This is a genomic window from Acinetobacter sp. ANC 3903 (assembly GCF_002135315.1).
Taxonomy (GTDB): Bacteria; Pseudomonadota; Gammaproteobacteria; order Pseudomonadales; family Moraxellaceae; genus Acinetobacter.
In genome coordinates, this window is the sequence record NZ_NEGA01000009.1 from 138,141 (window position 1) to 152,912 (window position 14,772).

Below are 14,772 nucleotides of genomic sequence, written 5' to 3' on the forward strand. Positions count from 1 at the left end.
TTCTTTTATATATTTTTATTCTTAAGTTGCACATTCCCTGCAACATCGAACTATTTTGCTGTACTTTGTCACAGCTTGAATAATTTCTCAAGATTTTTTATTGTTTACCGATATTCATCAATCAAGGCATAAATTTGTCTCAAATTTGCATGACTAATTTTGGTCTTCTCACCTTTTAACAGTTGAATCAGTTGTTCTAAAGTTTGCAATAAAATAGAAGTCTGATGAGGCCCATGCACCAGTAAATAATCGATAATTTGTTGATCTATATGAATTCCGCGGCGTGATAACACTGAGGTGACCAGTGCATAGCGGTCAGCATATAAACTTCCCGATGGTACTTTAACACTGACTGCCTGGGTCAAACGTGACTGTAAATCTGGTAGTTCAAGTTTTAATTCAATCGGTGCCACTCGGGAAGAAAAGACCAACTGCCCACCGCCTTCATTATTGTAATTAATTAAATGAAAGACTGCTTTTTGCCAATGTGGAACACCACTAATCGCCTCAATATCATCTAATGCCACCAGATCATATTGATCTAATGAAGTAATCGCTTCAGTGGGTGCATCCAGCAATTCAAGCAGTGAAACCTGAATTGCCGACTTGCCAATTTCCAGATAAGAATCACAAATAGCAGAAAGTAAATGGCTCTTGCCAGATCCTGCACCACCATATACATAAAAGCGGTTCATTAAACCCGCATGTAATTGTCGAACTGCATCAATAACATGTCCCCATCCCGGCCCAGAAAAATCGCTGATTCTGGCATCCAGTTGAGGTTCAATATCTAATTGCAGTTGACGCATATATGAGCTTTAACCTTCAGATTCTTTATTATCTATCAGTCCAATCTTACTCGATTTTTCAGCATCTTGCAGATTTTTTACAGGCTGATCTTTTAGCTCTACATCAACATTCACCTGCTCGCTTTCAATTGAAACCGATCCGATATCTGCATTCTGTATCACCACTTGAGGTTGCCCATAAATACGACTCTTTTCATAGCACTCACGCGCATGACGTAACAGCACCACAATGATGGCGGCTACTGGCAAAGCAATCAACATGCCCAAGAATCCCGCAAGCTGGGCACCAGCCAATACAGCAAACACCACAGCGACAGGAGACAGACCAATTTTATCGCCCAATAAGAAAGGTTGCAGGATATACCCTTCAACAGCCTGACCGATCATAAATACTACACCGACCAAGAGCAATTGCATCCAGTCCAGTCCAAATTGGAACATTGTCGCAATAACTGCCGCAATAATACCCACAGCAAAACCCAGATAAGGAATAATACTGGCCAGACCTGCAACCATGCCTATAATCAGACCGACTTCAAGTCCAATCATTTGCAAGCCCCCTGCATAGACCACGCCCAGCAAAAGCATCACCAGAAATTGACCTTTGACAAAAGCACCTAAAACACTGTGACATTCACTTACAATATTTAAGGTTACCTTTTCATATGGGCGGGGAATCAATCTGCGGAAACTGTCCAGCATACGATCCCAATCCAGCAAAAAATAAAAGGCAATGATTGGAATTAATATGATGGTTCCACCAATTTGAATAAAATTCAGGCCAGACTGGGCGACTTTTAGCACCAGTGCTTGAACACTGTCTGCGCTGTAATTGGTTTGAATATAGTCCATAATTGCTGAGGACATCTGCTCGGTATCGATTTCCATCGGTGCGAGGTTAAATGTATGAGACAACCAAGGCAGGACGGTATAGTTCAACCAGTGAATGCCTGCGGGAATGCTGGTTTTAGCATACATCAGCTGTTTCCAGACCAATGGAGCCAGATACCACATTGCCCAAGTCACTACGACCCCAATCCCTATAAAAACCACACTAATTGCTAGCCATCTTGGCAAGCCAATTTTATGTAATTTATCCACCAATGGACTGAATAAATAAGCAATTAAAAATGCCCCTATAAAAGGCAATACCACCGGTTTAAGCAGATACAGAACCCAAAGGATAAATGCGATTGCTGCAAGTATAAAAATGCGTCGTGAAGTGCGGTCGACCATAGAAACTCGCCTTTTTTCGGTTTATTTGTTCTAGACAGTAAAATATTTTAATAAAGATAGCATTTTAGTGCATAAATAACATAAGAGTTTCGTATATTCGGGTATAATCGCGGCGCGAATGCGGAGACTTCATTATGAGCAACTCAACTTCCCCTAACACTGGTTTAAGCTATAAAGATGCAGGTGTCGACATTGAGGCGGGCGACTTACTCGTCGATCGTATCAAATCTGTCGCAAAACGTACTTCTCGTCCTGAAGTAATGGGCGGACTAGGCGGTTTCGGTGCACTTTGTAAAATCCCTAAAGGTTATGAAGAACCTGTTCTCGTATCTGGCACAGATGGTGTTGGTACAAAATTACGTTTGGCATTGAATTTGAACCGTCATGACACAATTGGTCAGGACCTGGTTGCAATGTGTGTCAACGATCTTCTTGTATGTGGTGCTGAACCATTATTCTTCCTCGATTACTATGCAACTGGTCATCTGAATGTTGACGTAGCAGCAAACGTAGTGACTGGTATTGGTAAAGGTTGTGAGCTTGCAGGCTGTGCATTAGTCGGTGGTGAAACTGCTGAAATGCCAGGCATGTATGAAGGCGAAGACTATGACCTAGCAGGCTTTTGTGTAGGTATTGTTGAGCAAAGCAAGATTATTGATGGCTCTAAAGTCAAAGCGGGAGATATTTTGATTGGAGTTGCTTCATCAGGTGCTCATTCAAACGGATACTCTCTACTTCGTAAAATCTTTGATGTAAAAAATGTTGATTTAACACAAATCGTGGATGGTCGACCATTAGCAGACACTGCAATGGAACCTACACGTATTTATGTTAAATCTATTCTTCAGTTGCTTAAAGAAGTTGATGTTCATGCCATGGCGCACATCACTGGTGGCGGTTTACCAGGTAACTTGCCTCGTGTACTTCCAAATGGTGCTCAAGCTGTAATTAACGAATCTTCATGGCAATGGCCAGAATTGTTTAAACTTCTTCAAAAAGAAGGTGGTGTTGAACAGTTCGAGATGTATCGTGCATTCAACTGTGGCGTAGGCATGGTGATTGCTGTCGACGCTGCGGATGCTGAAAAAACCATTGAAGTTTTAACTGCTCAAGGCGAAAAAGCTTGGAAAATTGGTCATATCCAAGAAAATGCTGAATCAGTGGAAGGTGCTGACGAAAAAATCCGTGTGGTTTTTGCATAAGTACTTCGCATGATTAAAATTGCTGTCCTTGTTTCAGGAAGTGGAAGTAACCTGCAAGCCCTGATTGATGCCAATCTTTCAGGCCAAATTGTCGGTGTTATTTCCAATAAACCTGAAGCTTATGCTTTGGAACGTGCTGCAAAAGCCGGGATTCAAACTGCGGTTATTGAACATAAGCAATATCCCAACCGTGAAGCCTTTGATGATGTGATGCATCAACAATTGCTGGATTGGGATGTTGATCTGGTGATTCTTGCAGGCTTCATGCGCATCTTAAGTGCCAAGTTTGTCAAAGACTGGGAAGGGAAAATGCTCAATATTCACCCGTCCCTACTGCCTTACTATAAAGGCATGCATACCCATCAACGTGTACTCAACACAGGTGATGTATTGCATGGCTGTACGGTTCACTACGTCACTGCTGAACTGGATGCAGGTCAGGCACTGGCGCAAGGTGTACTGAAAGTGAATTTGCATGATAATGCTGTTTCTTTAGCAAATCGCGTACATGTGCTTGAGCATGTGATCTACCCACAAGTGGTGGAATGGATTTGTACAGGAGCAATTCAGCATACTGCGCAAGGTGTGCTGTATCGCGGTCAGGCAATGAAAGAACCGGTACAATTCTGCAAGTTTTAAAGATATTAGCTCATAAAAAACGCATCCCCGGATGCGTTTTTTATTGCTTTGTTTTTATTCATCAACTGGCACAGAAATTAGGCCGACTGCTGTTGAATTAATTGCTTGATTAATGCAGCAACTTCAACTGGATGTTCCAGCGGAAACATATGCCCACCTGGTGTCAGAGTAAACGGAATACCAAATTTCTTTTTGACCTGCTGTGGAAATTTGCGGGGTAAAAATGGACTTTGTTCCGGTACCACCAGGTGCACTGGTCGCTTTGGCTTTTGCTGTGGCAGCCACCAAAGCGAAGGATTGGTTTGGAAGACCTTTACTTCATCCTGCTTGGAAATAGTCAGCTCTACGCCACCGCGAGCTTTATCTTCCGTCAAGGCATAATCGATATAGGCCTGAAAGCAGTCAGCATCAAAATCTCGATAAAAACCCTTAGGCCTAAGCAATTCTGCCGCCTGTGCACGACTCTCCCAATGATCACGACGACGCTTGGACAATCCGGCAGGTGACATTTTATCCAGTGCCTTTAACTTGAAAAGTTTAGCAAAATGTAGCACTAACGCCTCTTTGCCCATAATCAAAGGCGGATCCAGCATAATCACTTGTGTAAATAATTCCGGACGTTTCAGTGCAGCCTGGAAAGTCAGTACCGAACCCAAGGAATGCCCCAAACCAATAACAGGTCTGCCCTTGGCTTGACGTACAATACTATCAATGACTTGATTGGTCAGACTATTCCAGTGATTGTCTATGGGATAACGCTTGTCCGGTCCAAGCAATGGCACATAAATAATGTCATATTCATCTTTCAGTCCATCAAACAATTTTTGATAGACCTTCGATGGCACGCCATTGGCGTGCGCAAAGTGGATTACGGGTTTCATTGCAATTTTGTTGTTTGTTCAGATTGGACTTGCTGTGAAATTGAGCTGGCAAAACCCTGCCCCATTGAACTGCCTACACGCCCGAGTACAGAATCGAAAGGACTATATTCGATGGTGTAATTGACTGCTTTTTCTACTTTCAGCTCTCGTTTTAAACTATTTAAACTGCCAGTACGGTCTGCAATGCCCAATTTCACTGCTTGCTCACCGGTCCAGAACAGCCCTGAGAATATTGCAGGATCGGTCGATTTCAGCTTTTTACCACGACCCTGTTTCACGGCATTGATAAAGTGTTCATGTACATTATCCAGCACCCCTTGCACATGAGCTTTTTGCGCAGCATCCACCGGCTGAGTCATCGACAAGATGGCTTTATTTTCACCTGAAGTCATGGTGCGGTCTTCAACGCCTAATTTTTGCATTAAACCATTCACGCCATAATTCGGCATGATCACACCAATCGAGCCCACAAGGCTTGATGGATTGACAATAATTTCATCGGCAGCAGAGGCAATATAATATGCACCTGAGGCACCGGTATCACCAATGATTGCATACAGTTTTTTATCGCTATGGGCTTTCTTCAAATATTGAATTTCCTGCCAGATTTCATCCGATTGAACCGGTGAACCACCGGGTGAATTAATATTTAAAACCACGGCTTTGCTTTGCTTGTTTTCAAAGGCTTTCTTTAGCGCTTTGACTGTATCGGTGCTATTTACGGATTGTTTATCTGCAGCAATAGTGCCAATAATATCGACCACTGCAATATGAGAACTGGTGGTTGCTGTTGGATCTGCAGTAGATGTACTACAGCTTTTAGCCAGTAGCACTAAAATAAAAAGAATATAAGCAAAAGTTAGACATTTAAAGAAGATTCCCCAACGGCGTGCACGGCGCTGTTCTTCTACAGAAGCTAAAACGGCTTTTTCTAAAATATGCCATTCTTTTCCAGTTATATTTTGACTATTATGTTGTGTGTTCTGAATTTCATTTTCTGGTTTTGGTGGCCAATCGGACATGGAAAACGATCCACTGTTGAGTTAAATTGCACTCATTATATACACTGATCCGGGTAAATCTGTCTAAATTATCTGTTTTCCCTTATAATAAATTTATCTTTTCCATTTATGATGCAATTGACAATACAACAATGACCGATCGAAGCTCCCAGAATACAACCTATCGTCTTTTGCAGTTTATTAGCCGACAACCTATTCAAATTTCTCGATTTATAGCTCGTGGTTTAGCTGGTCTGGTCAATGCCCTTAAAATTTCTAAAACATCAGAAACCATTCGACTGAATTTAAATATTGCCTTGCCTGAACTGAGCGATACAGAACGGGAAAAAATTACTGCTCAAGCCATTCGCAATGAACTGATGTCTTATTTTGAATTCTTCAGTATCTGGGGTTCCAGCAATAAAGCCAATCTTGCACGCATTCACAACGTACACGGCAAACAGCTGTTACTGGATGCACTTGCCGAAAATAAAGGCGTGGTTTTAATTGTTCCTCATTTTGGTACTTGGGAAATCATGAATGCCTATCTTGCCCAATTTACCAAAATGACCATCATGTACAAACCGGTGAAAAATGAAGCGGCCGATCTGTTTGTCCGTAATGCCCGTAGCCGCGAACAGGCAACTTTAGTGCCTACCGATGAATCTGGCGTTCGTCAGATTTTTAAGGCTTTAAAACAAGGTGGAACGACGGTGATTTTGCCAGACCATACCCCAAACGTTGGTGGTGAAATGATTCCTTATTTTGGACTGCCTTTGGCCACCAGTAACTTAAGTGCCAAACTGATCCAAAAAACCAAAGCCAAAACATTATTTTTATATGCGCTGCGTAATGATGATCAGGGTTTTGATCTACATTTTGAAGCAATTGATGAACGCATCTATAACGTCAATACCAATCAAGGCACAGGCATTATTTTTCAAGCCATTGAAAACCTGATCCGTCGTTACCCTGAGCATTACCATTGGAGCTATAAACGCTTTAAAGCCAGCCCCGAATTGGATGCACTGTATCACCTCAATAAAACAGAGGCTTTAGCTTTGGTAGATAAAATCCGTGCCGAGACTGCAGCTCAAACTACAATTCGCTTGGAAGGATAAGCAGGTGCTAGAATTGGGCATCTTATTGAAGCCTTGGCGTTGTACGGTTTAACCATTGCCTATGTTCGCGCGCATAATGTAATTGCATTTGTCCATCGGCCTGTTGAGTAAATTGAATACTGCCCTGCTGAACTGTGGTCATTAAAGGAATATCTAGCTGCTGTAAACGTTGCAATGTCATTTTACTTGGATGTCCATAACGATTATTAAACCCAGCCGATGCAATCGCGAGTTTCGGTTTTAATTGCTTTAAAAAAGCATAAGCCGAGCTATGTTGACTACCATGATGCCCTAAAACCAGTACATCCACTTTTAAATCAGGATAATCCTGCAAAATTTGATATTCAGTTTGCCAGCCGGCATCGGCCATCAGTAAAAAGTTCTGATAAGGCTGGGCATTTTTCACCTGTAAATAAATCACGCAGGACATTTCATTTTTCTCAGCCTTGGCATAAGCCAAATTTTCAGCTTTGGGTGACAACACGGTCATATCCACATGGTTTTTCCAATGCCATTGCTGGCCCTGCCGGCAATAATCAAACTGGCTTGAACTCGGGATTTCAATTTGTTCATTGGAATAGACCTGCTTGATCGCCAAGTCATGTTTAATCGACTGATAAGCGCCATAATGATCCAGATCGAGATGGGTCAGAATCAGTTGATCCAATTGATGAACACCCTTCACAGATAGAAAGGGCAAAATGATTTGCTTGCCGATACTAAATTTAGCCTCATCATAGTTGCCCCCCATATCAATCATCAGGGTCTGATCTTGATCGCGGATAAAAATTGCTTGTCCTTGCCCTACATCCAATACATTCAATTCAAACTCATTTTTACTGGTATCTAATGTTACTAGAGGAATAAAACACAATACCGCCCAGGCTTTAGGCAACACGGCTCGCGGTAAAAACAGAATCATTAAGCCTAAACATAGACTGAGCCATACGGCAAAATTCATGGCAATGGGCTGTAATGTCGGAGCAAATAGCCAGTCTAAAAGTTGCAGTAACCACAGCAAAGCTGCAAGACACAGATCATTGAGTTGAAAAACCAGACCGCCCAAAGGTTCAGCAATGAAATAGCACAGCGCTGCAAGCAGATCCAAAGGCACAATCACCAGACCAATCCAGGGAATGGCAAACAGATTACTCAGTGGCGTAATCCATGCAATCTGCTTAAAAAACAGCATCATCAAGGGAAATAAAGCCAAAAATATTTTCCACTGTGATTCAACCAAAAGTTTCAGCTGCATTTTGATGCTTTGAATTCTGCTCTTTAGCTTATCCGTACCACTTTGCTGCTGCATGGTTTGATAAATGCGTAACAATACAAAACATGCGCCATAAGACAGCCAAAACGCAGCCGATAAAATACTGAAGGGATCAAAAATTAATAAAATAGATGCACTGAACAGCAAAATATTACGCGGTCGAACCTTTTGTTTGAATAAGATAAATAGACTGATCAATACACAGCTCAACAGCGTTCTTAACGCCGGAATTTCAAAGCCGACAAATGCACAGTACAGCGCCACACTCGCGCAAAAAGGCCAGATCAACAGATATTGCTTGGGCCATTTTAAATAAATCTGTGGCCGATAACGGCTGATGAACTGATGCAGGCTCCAACACAGCAGTACGGCAAAAATCAGCACATGCGGTCCAGAGATCGCCAACAAATGACTCATGCCAAAACGCTGAAATAACTGTTCTGTTTCAGGGTCAAGTAAACTTTTATCTCCTGTCAATAAAGCAAGCATTAAACCTTTATGCTGCACCGGCTGCTGATTGATAAAATTGCGCAATGCTAAACGCTGTTGTTCGACCCAGAGTTGAATCTGATTGGAAACAGAACCTTGTTGCCTAAGATATTGACCATAGCCCAAAGCAGCTACTTGCTGTTGTGACAGCTTTTCTATTGTAGAGACTCTAAATCCAGACATGATATTTTGCTGGATATACCATTGCTCTTGATCAAAGGCTCCTTCAGTTGCATAGCTATGCGCTGGCAAAATCTGACCATGCACGCGGTAATATTGCCCTAATTCAAATACGGTAGATGAATCTGCATCTGCCGCATTTTTTAAAAATGCCTGCCATTGCACCACTTCTGTATGCCGATTCAGTATCTGGATTTTTTGCTGTATTGAATGATCGCCTAATTCATTGATATTTTTAACATAACCAATCACCTCCACCGCTTCGGTCTGTTGTTCCCGCAACTGCAAGCGATCATTTAATTGAAGTTCCGCATAGTGATAGCCCAGCGTTATGCCCAGACAGAAGGCGATGCAAAGCTGCGAAAACCTAAAATACAAGCGCTGGACATGTTTGAGCACGGTCAGCTTTAACAGCAAAGTCAGGATAAACAGAGCAATACTGGGAACCAGCCATAACTGCAAAAGTGGAAAAGTTTTCCCCATTGTTGCAATACCCAGCACCCAGCCGATACAGATCATTTGAATCATTGTTATTATAATTTTTTTATTTTGTGCAATATTAAAGCCCACCGAAGTGAGCTTCAATTGATTTTTTAATTTATCGATCAGTGTCTAAGCATCGATCCAAATACCATCTTGCATATGCAAAATAGAATCACCAGCTTGAGCCAGCTGTTCATCATGGGTCACAATCAGCATCGCCATATTGAACTCATCACGTAACTCACTGAGCAGTTCAAAAATTTTCACTGCCGTTTTACGGTCCAGATTACCTGTCGGTTCATCTGCCAACATCAATTCAGGCTTTGCGACCAAGGCACGCGCCAAAGCCACACGCTGGCGTTCACCGCCAGACAATTCACCGGGTTTATGCGTCATACGGTGCGACAACCCGACACGATTGAGCAGATATTCTGCCTGCTCCTTAGATTGCTTGTAGTTGGTGCCTGCACGCAGCATCAGCGGCATGGCCACATTTTCCAGTGCAGTAAATTCAGGCAAAAGATGATGGAACTGATAGACGAATCCCAGATGCTGATTACGTAAATAACCGCGTTCAGCTTCACCCAACGTATCAAAGCGCTTGCCATTTAAAAACACCTGGCCTTCTGTTGGACCATCCAGCCCACCCAACACATGCAGCAAGGTACTTTTACCGGAACCGCTCGAACCGACAATGGAGACAAACTCACCTGCTTTAACCTGTAAAGACAAGTTTTTAATCACCTCGACCGTGGTTTTGCCATCGGTAAAGCTTTTCGAAATATTTTTGGCTTCGAGGACAATATTACTCATAACGTAAGGCCTCTGCTGGTTGAGTTTTTGCAGCACGTAATGCCGGATAAATCGTGGCAAGGAAACTTAAAACTAAAGACAGGCTCACAATCACCAGCACATCTTGCCAACGTAAATAAGATGGCAAGTAATTAATGAAATACGCATCAAACAGGTTCCATCCAAATGCGGTATTCAACCAGCCAATTACATTGCTAATACTTGAAGCAAAAATAATCCCTAAAATGGCACCTGAAACCGTACCGATCACGCCAATGATAGTACCCTGTACCATAAAAATTCGGGTAATGGTTGCAGGTGAAGCACCCAAGGTACGCAAAATCGCGATGTCGGATTTCTTGTCGGTGACGACCATCACCAGTGATGATACAATATTAAAGACAGCCACCAGAACAATCAGGAACAGCAGCAAGCTGACCATGGCTTTTTCCATCTGAATCGCGCTAAACAAATTACCGTGGGTATAGGTCCAGTTTGATGCATAGAAATTGTTGGGTAAGTCCTTAACAATATCATCAGCCACTTCAGGCGCTCGGAAAATATCATCCAGTTTTAGACGCACCCCTTGAGCACCATCCGGTAAGCGCAATAAAGTGGAGGCATCATTCAGGGCGATATAACCCATCATCGAATCCACTTCCGCCCCGATGCTGAAAATACCGACAATTTTAAAGCGCTTAAAGCGTGGCACCACCCCTGCAGGAGACGGCGTTGCTTCAGGCAGTACCAAAGTAATATTGTCGTTTAATCCCAAACCCAGTGAATCGGTCATTTGTTTACCTAAAACAATGCCGAATTCACCTTTTTTCAGACTGTCAATACTGCCTGCAACCATATGATTTTGGATAATCGAAACTTTCTTTTCGTATTCGGGTTCGATCCCTGTGACCATGATTCCAGCGACTTGTCCTTGCGCAGTCAGCATTCCCTGCAGTTGGGTAAAGGGCGCTACACCCCTGACATGCTCATGTTGCTCAACTTTTTTTGCAAGTTCTGGCCAATTTGTTAATATTTGTGTTGAAGAAACAGTCGCTTGAGGTATCATTCCCAATACACGGTTTTTCAGTTCTCGGTCAAAGCCATTCATTACGGATAAGACTGTAATTAATACAGCCACACCTAAGGTGAGACCGATCATAGAAACCAGAGCAATAAAAGAAATAAAGTGGTTACTACGCCGTGCGCGAGTATATCTCAACCCTATGTACAGCGAGATTGGTTTAAACATACCATTTAGTCCGAGGAATAATTATGGAAAATTTACAGCATCAAAGCGCCAATATGGAACGCCGCGTTATGTCGCGTATAGATGCTGCCTTGCGAGTTAATTATCAGATTATTTCTGATGATGTCGCGCTTAATGACCCTTATGATCCTAACTTTGTGCTGCCCCGCTATTTTCTACTACTCGCAGAATTAGATCAATTTGATCACGCAGTAAACTACGAATTAGAACAATTAACTGAAAAAGATCAACAAATTGCTAGAATATTATCCTTATTCAATCAAAAATTAAACCTTATTACCGGTTCTTTGTACGATGCAATTGTACAATCCATGTTACCAATACCGGAACATGTTAATTTTTCCGAAACAGGTTTCAGCTTCTTTAGCGAGCGCCCTATTCAGGAAGGAACGTATATTCATGTCACGCTCAGCCACCCTGAGAATTTCTTCCATATTGCCGCGACTGCTCAGGTAGTCTATAGCCGTGCAGAAGAGAACGGTAAATTCCGTACCGGTGCTTATTTTATTACCTTACACCCACAAGACCGGGTAAAACTTGCTGAATGTATTACGGTAAGCAAACCTAAAGATTAAAAAATTTAGGGATTAGACTTGATCTTGATGGCGAGATTCTGGCTCGCCTTAAGATCACGGTAAAAATAAACAAACAGGCCAAACAACAAAATAAAGGCACCAACAAAAACCATCAGCGATAATTTTTCATCATTCAGCATCGCACCAAACAGCATGGCCAACATAGGCGTCAATACAGTGGTCAACGATAAGGTGGTTGCCTTAATGTTCTGTACCAGTTTGAAATAACAGAACATCGCCAATAGTGAAGCCATAATCACCGCATAAAACAAACCGATCAATGCTTTGCTATTCGGGATATGATCTGGCGCATGCTGCCAGATAAACGGCAACATACACAGTGCAAACAAGCTAGAAACAAGAATAGATCCAGTTGCCTGAGCCATGGGTTTTAGCGGTGCATTGACTTTTTTAACCCAGAAAATGGATGCGCAATAGACAAAAACACTGATCAGCATTAGCCCTATGCCCATGGGCTGGACATGATGCTCACTGCCACCCAGACAGATAATACCCAATCCGAAGACCGCAATGCACATCCCCAGCCACTGCATGCGATGCAAATGGATGTTAAAAGCAAAACGGCCGATCAATCCGGTCATAATTGGTGCCAAACCAAACATCAAGGCAATAATGCCTGAGCTTAAATAGGCCGTGGCCAAATAAGTAAAGATTTGCGAACCAATAAAACTACAGGCACCGGCGACATAACTATGCAAGGAAATGGCATTGGTCGGTAACTTGATTTTCAGTACCACCAACAAGCCCAATGCTAAAGGCAAGGCAATGAAAAAGCGCAGTGCCAACGCCCACAAACTGTGGATGTCCGAAACACTCCAGACAATTGCCAGTGGCGTGGTAGCCCAAATAAACACCAATAAGGCATAGGTGGACATGATGTTGCTTTTTGACGGCATGATGGACTCAAATTACGGTGCGGTTTTACGTTTCTGTTTCTGAATGGTTTGATCAAGTGAACTGGAAAATTCGCGTTTATCGCGTTCAGAAATTGGGGGTGGACCACCGGTATTGACACCTGCTCCGCGTAAAGAATCCATAAAATCACGTAAATGCAGACGTGCTTTTACATTGGCAGTAGTATAGATTTCACCACGCGGATGAATGGCTATCCCGCCCTTTTCGATCACTTGAGCAGCCAAGGGAATATCTTGGGTCATGACAATATCATGCTCTTTCATGCGCTCGATAATTTCTTTATCTGCGGCATCTGCGCCACTCATGACCTGAATTGAGTTTATCCGTACTGAGGGGGTAATACCCACATTTTGATTGGCGACAAAAGTGACTTCCAGCTGATAACGATCAGAAGCGCGAATGATCACCTCACGCAGAATTTTAGGCAATGCATCAGCATCCACCCAAAGTTTAAATGGCAGCACACCACATCCATAGTCAAAAAAGAAGAGTGCCTAGTTTAGCAAATTCCATGTAACAGGAGGATGGCTAAATCGATTCAGCTGATGTGCTATTTTTTTATATTTACCCAAGCTAGTCATGTTTTCATGGCACAGTTGCAGATTTCATCGCATCCGGATTCAGGATTTTGAGCCCATTTCAGCGACTTTAATGGTTAAATTTAGCCATTTGACTTGAAATTTAACAATAACCCTCGATTTAATAGATAAATACAACCCAACATCAATTGTGAATATGAAAAATCAAAATAGACCGGAACTGATCACCATTGAAGACCAGAACTTTGGCAGTCATGTCGAACATTGGAATCTGCTCACAGATCACCCATGTACCGATGTGCCCAAGTGGTTAGGCCTGGCACTTGATGCACCAGTGATGCCAATGGGTTTATGTAAAGAAGAATGCGACATGGACGCATCCGCCTGGCTTATTCAGGGGCCTAAACAGGCAACCGTGAAAATGACCCAAGTCATTGCAGTTGAAAATAACAAACCCCAAGCGGTCAAAACAGCCTTTCCAAGTTTTGAAAGTCCCTACAAAGTTAAGGCCACAATTGAACGGATTATTACGTGTAAATCCAACACCCAGGCGGTACTGCGCCTAAACTTGGGGGCCAATACCATTGTGTACGCCTTTGATACGCTGTATAGCGTCAATCATGACCACTATGAAAAAGATCAACCCTATCTTGCACAGCTCAATGCCTGGGCCTATGAACTGGAAGCCGTTTCAGACCATGAGCAACTGGTGGTGGATGATCCGGCATCCATTAAGCATCACCGTGCCTTGAATGACATTCTTGCCGCCAATAACGGCGTGGCGCCTGCCAATTTACAAGAACAGATTGATGCCTGGGAACCAAAATCGGAAGATGACAAAGAACCGGTCACCGTCGATTTTTCCAGAATGGTGGCCTATCTGTATGGCGAAAATATGGGGCAGGAAGATGAAGCCTGGTTCCAGGGCAATATTGTCGGTAAAACCTCCATGTCATTTATGCAGCAGGAATATACCCTGTATGACGTTGCCTTGATTCATGATGAAAATCAGGAAGCTACCCTGATTCGTATTGCAACCAAGAATGAAGCGAATAAAGACTTTCAGATTGGTCAATTTATTCGAGGCAATTTATGGATTCAAGTGAATATTTACGCTAAAAAATAATCTTTTATAAATGGCAGCGCCATAGCAGGATTATCCCCCTGTACTATGGCGCTGCTTTTTTATGTCTTTGTTTTAAGTATCTGCATAGCTAATCTGATTAAAATTTATCCACAGCAGTACATTATATTTAATGTTTTTAAATTCAAATTAAAATGCACTTACCCACAATTTTAAATTCAAAAGTTTATTTTAAATCACCTCAGTCGCTATTATATTTTTATGA

The 14,772-nt window shown here is 42.4% G+C and carries 14 protein-coding genes; 5 read left to right on the forward strand and 9 right to left on the reverse strand.

The window, feature by feature from the left end:
- Positions 1-104 precede the first annotated feature (104 nt).
- Positions 105-809: a DnaA regulatory inactivator Hda gene (gene hda / locus B9T29_RS09115; RefSeq protein ID WP_086175617.1), complete on the reverse strand. Its 705-nt coding sequence runs from the start codon at positions 807-809 to the stop codon at positions 105-107.
- Between the two features lie 9 nt (positions 810-818).
- Positions 819-2,045 (reverse strand): chloramphenicol efflux transporter CxpE, encoded by a 1,227-nt coding sequence (gene cxpE, locus B9T29_RS09120; RefSeq protein WP_086175618.1) that lies wholly within the window; start codon positions 2,043-2,045, stop codon positions 819-821.
- A gap of 134 nt (positions 2,046-2,179) precedes the next feature.
- Between cxpE and purM the strand changes: the two genes are divergently transcribed.
- Both purM and purN read left to right on the forward strand, forming a co-directional pair.
- On the forward strand, positions 2,180-3,247 hold the full coding sequence (gene purM / locus B9T29_RS09125; RefSeq protein ID WP_086175619.1) for a phosphoribosylformylglycinamidine cyclo-ligase: 1,068 nt from the start codon (positions 2,180-2,182) through the stop codon (positions 3,245-3,247).
- A gap of 9 nt (positions 3,248-3,256) precedes the next feature.
- On the forward strand, positions 3,257-3,886 hold the full coding sequence (purN, locus tag B9T29_RS09130) for a phosphoribosylglycinamide formyltransferase (protein ID WP_086175620.1): 630 nt from the start codon (positions 3,257-3,259) through the stop codon (positions 3,884-3,886).
- 77 nt (positions 3,887-3,963) lie between these two features.
- On the opposite strand, the gene B9T29_RS09135 is transcribed toward purN, so the two are convergent.
- Positions 3,964-4,767, reverse strand: a complete 804-nt coding sequence (locus B9T29_RS09135; RefSeq protein ID WP_086175621.1) for an alpha/beta fold hydrolase — start codon at positions 4,765-4,767, stop codon at positions 3,964-3,966.
- Positions 4,764-5,789, reverse strand: coding sequence for a signal peptide peptidase SppA (gene sppA / locus B9T29_RS09140; protein ID WP_086175622.1), 1,026 nt, complete (start codon positions 5,787-5,789; stop codon positions 4,764-4,766). Before sppA ends, B9T29_RS09135 begins: the two co-directional genes overlap by 4 nt.
- A gap of 131 nt (positions 5,790-5,920) precedes the next feature.
- Here sppA and B9T29_RS09145 point away from each other — a divergent pair, with 131 nt between their 5' ends.
- Positions 5,921-6,889: a lysophospholipid acyltransferase family protein gene (locus tag B9T29_RS09145; RefSeq protein WP_086175641.1), complete on the forward strand. Its 969-nt coding sequence runs from the start codon at positions 5,921-5,923 to the stop codon at positions 6,887-6,889.
- 22 nt (positions 6,890-6,911) lie between these two features.
- Here B9T29_RS09145 and B9T29_RS09150 read toward each other — a convergent pair whose 3' ends face one another.
- From B9T29_RS09150 to B9T29_RS09160, 3 genes are all read right to left on the reverse strand, one after another.
- Positions 6,912-9,359 carry a DNA internalization-related competence protein ComEC/Rec2 gene (locus tag B9T29_RS09150; RefSeq protein ID WP_086175642.1) on the reverse strand — a complete coding sequence of 816 codons (2,448 nt, stop codon included), beginning with the start codon at positions 9,357-9,359 and terminating at the stop codon, positions 6,912-6,914.
- Between the two features lie 84 nt (positions 9,360-9,443).
- A complete protein-coding gene (gene lolD / locus B9T29_RS09155) occupies positions 9,444-10,127 on the reverse strand; it encodes a lipoprotein-releasing ABC transporter ATP-binding protein LolD (protein WP_086175623.1) in 684 nt (227 codons plus the stop codon).
- The gene (locus B9T29_RS09160) at positions 10,120-11,355 is read right to left on the reverse strand and encodes a lipoprotein-releasing ABC transporter permease subunit (protein ID WP_086175624.1); all 1,236 of its coding nucleotides are present in this window, start codon (positions 11,353-11,355) and stop codon (positions 10,120-10,122) included. Before B9T29_RS09160 ends, lolD begins: the two co-directional genes overlap by 8 nt.
- A 23-nt stretch (positions 11,356-11,378) precedes the next feature.
- Here B9T29_RS09160 and B9T29_RS09165 point away from each other — a divergent pair, with 23 nt between their 5' ends.
- Positions 11,379-11,948, forward strand: a complete 570-nt coding sequence (locus B9T29_RS09165; protein WP_086175625.1) for a PilZ domain-containing protein — start codon at positions 11,379-11,381, stop codon at positions 11,946-11,948.
- A 5-nt stretch (positions 11,949-11,953) separates the two neighbouring features.
- Here B9T29_RS09165 and B9T29_RS09170 read toward each other — a convergent pair whose 3' ends face one another.
- Both B9T29_RS09170 and B9T29_RS09175 read right to left on the reverse strand, forming a co-directional pair.
- Positions 11,954-12,865, reverse strand: a complete 912-nt coding sequence (locus B9T29_RS09170) for a DMT family transporter (RefSeq protein WP_086175626.1) — start codon at positions 12,863-12,865, stop codon at positions 11,954-11,956.
- Between the two features lie 12 nt (positions 12,866-12,877).
- Positions 12,878-13,348 (reverse strand): YaiI/YqxD family protein, encoded by a 471-nt coding sequence (locus B9T29_RS09175; protein WP_086175627.1) that lies wholly within the window; start codon positions 13,346-13,348, stop codon positions 12,878-12,880.
- 271 nt (positions 13,349-13,619) lie between these two features.
- On the opposite strand from B9T29_RS09175, the gene B9T29_RS09180 reads away from it, so the two are divergent.
- On the forward strand, positions 13,620-14,549 hold the full coding sequence (locus B9T29_RS09180) for a hypothetical protein (protein WP_086175628.1): 930 nt from the start codon (positions 13,620-13,622) through the stop codon (positions 14,547-14,549).
- The last annotated feature ends 223 nt before the right edge of the window (positions 14,550-14,772 follow it).

What these genes read in the sequence shown, in the direction of transcription:
- hda (WP_086175617.1), bottom strand. Translation starts at nt 809, where the DNA reads ATGCGTCAACTGCAATTAGATATTGAACCTCAACTGGATGCCAGAATC.
- cxpE (WP_086175618.1), bottom strand. Translation starts at nt 2,045, where the DNA reads ATGGTCGACCGCACTTCACGACGCATTTTTATACTTGCAGCAATCGCA.
- purM (WP_086175619.1), top strand. Translation starts at nt 2,180, where the DNA reads ATGAGCAACTCAACTTCCCCTAACACTGGTTTAAGCTATAAAGATGCA.
- purN (WP_086175620.1), top strand. Translation starts at nt 3,257, where the DNA reads ATGATTAAAATTGCTGTCCTTGTTTCAGGAAGTGGAAGTAACCTGCAA.
- B9T29_RS09135 (WP_086175621.1), bottom strand. Translation starts at nt 4,767, where the DNA reads ATGAAACCCGTAATCCACTTTGCGCACGCCAATGGCGTGCCATCGAAG.
- sppA (WP_086175622.1), bottom strand. Translation starts at nt 5,789, where the DNA reads ATGTCCGATTGGCCACCAAAACCAGAAAATGAAATTCAGAACACACAA.
- B9T29_RS09145 (WP_086175641.1), top strand. Translation starts at nt 5,921, where the DNA reads ATGACCGATCGAAGCTCCCAGAATACAACCTATCGTCTTTTGCAGTTT.
- B9T29_RS09150 (WP_086175642.1), bottom strand. Translation starts at nt 9,359, where the DNA reads ATGATTCAAATGATCTGTATCGGCTGGGTGCTGGGTATTGCAACAATG.
- lolD (WP_086175623.1), bottom strand. Translation starts at nt 10,127, where the DNA reads ATGAGTAATATTGTCCTCGAAGCCAAAAATATTTCGAAAAGCTTTACC.
- B9T29_RS09160 (WP_086175624.1), bottom strand. Translation starts at nt 11,355, where the DNA reads ATGTTTAAACCAATCTCGCTGTACATAGGGTTGAGATATACTCGCGCA.
- B9T29_RS09165 (WP_086175625.1), top strand. Translation starts at nt 11,379, where the DNA reads ATGGAAAATTTACAGCATCAAAGCGCCAATATGGAACGCCGCGTTATG.
- B9T29_RS09170 (WP_086175626.1), bottom strand. Translation starts at nt 12,865, where the DNA reads ATGCCGTCAAAAAGCAACATCATGTCCACCTATGCCTTATTGGTGTTT.
- B9T29_RS09180 (WP_086175628.1), top strand. Translation starts at nt 13,620, where the DNA reads ATGAAAAATCAAAATAGACCGGAACTGATCACCATTGAAGACCAGAAC.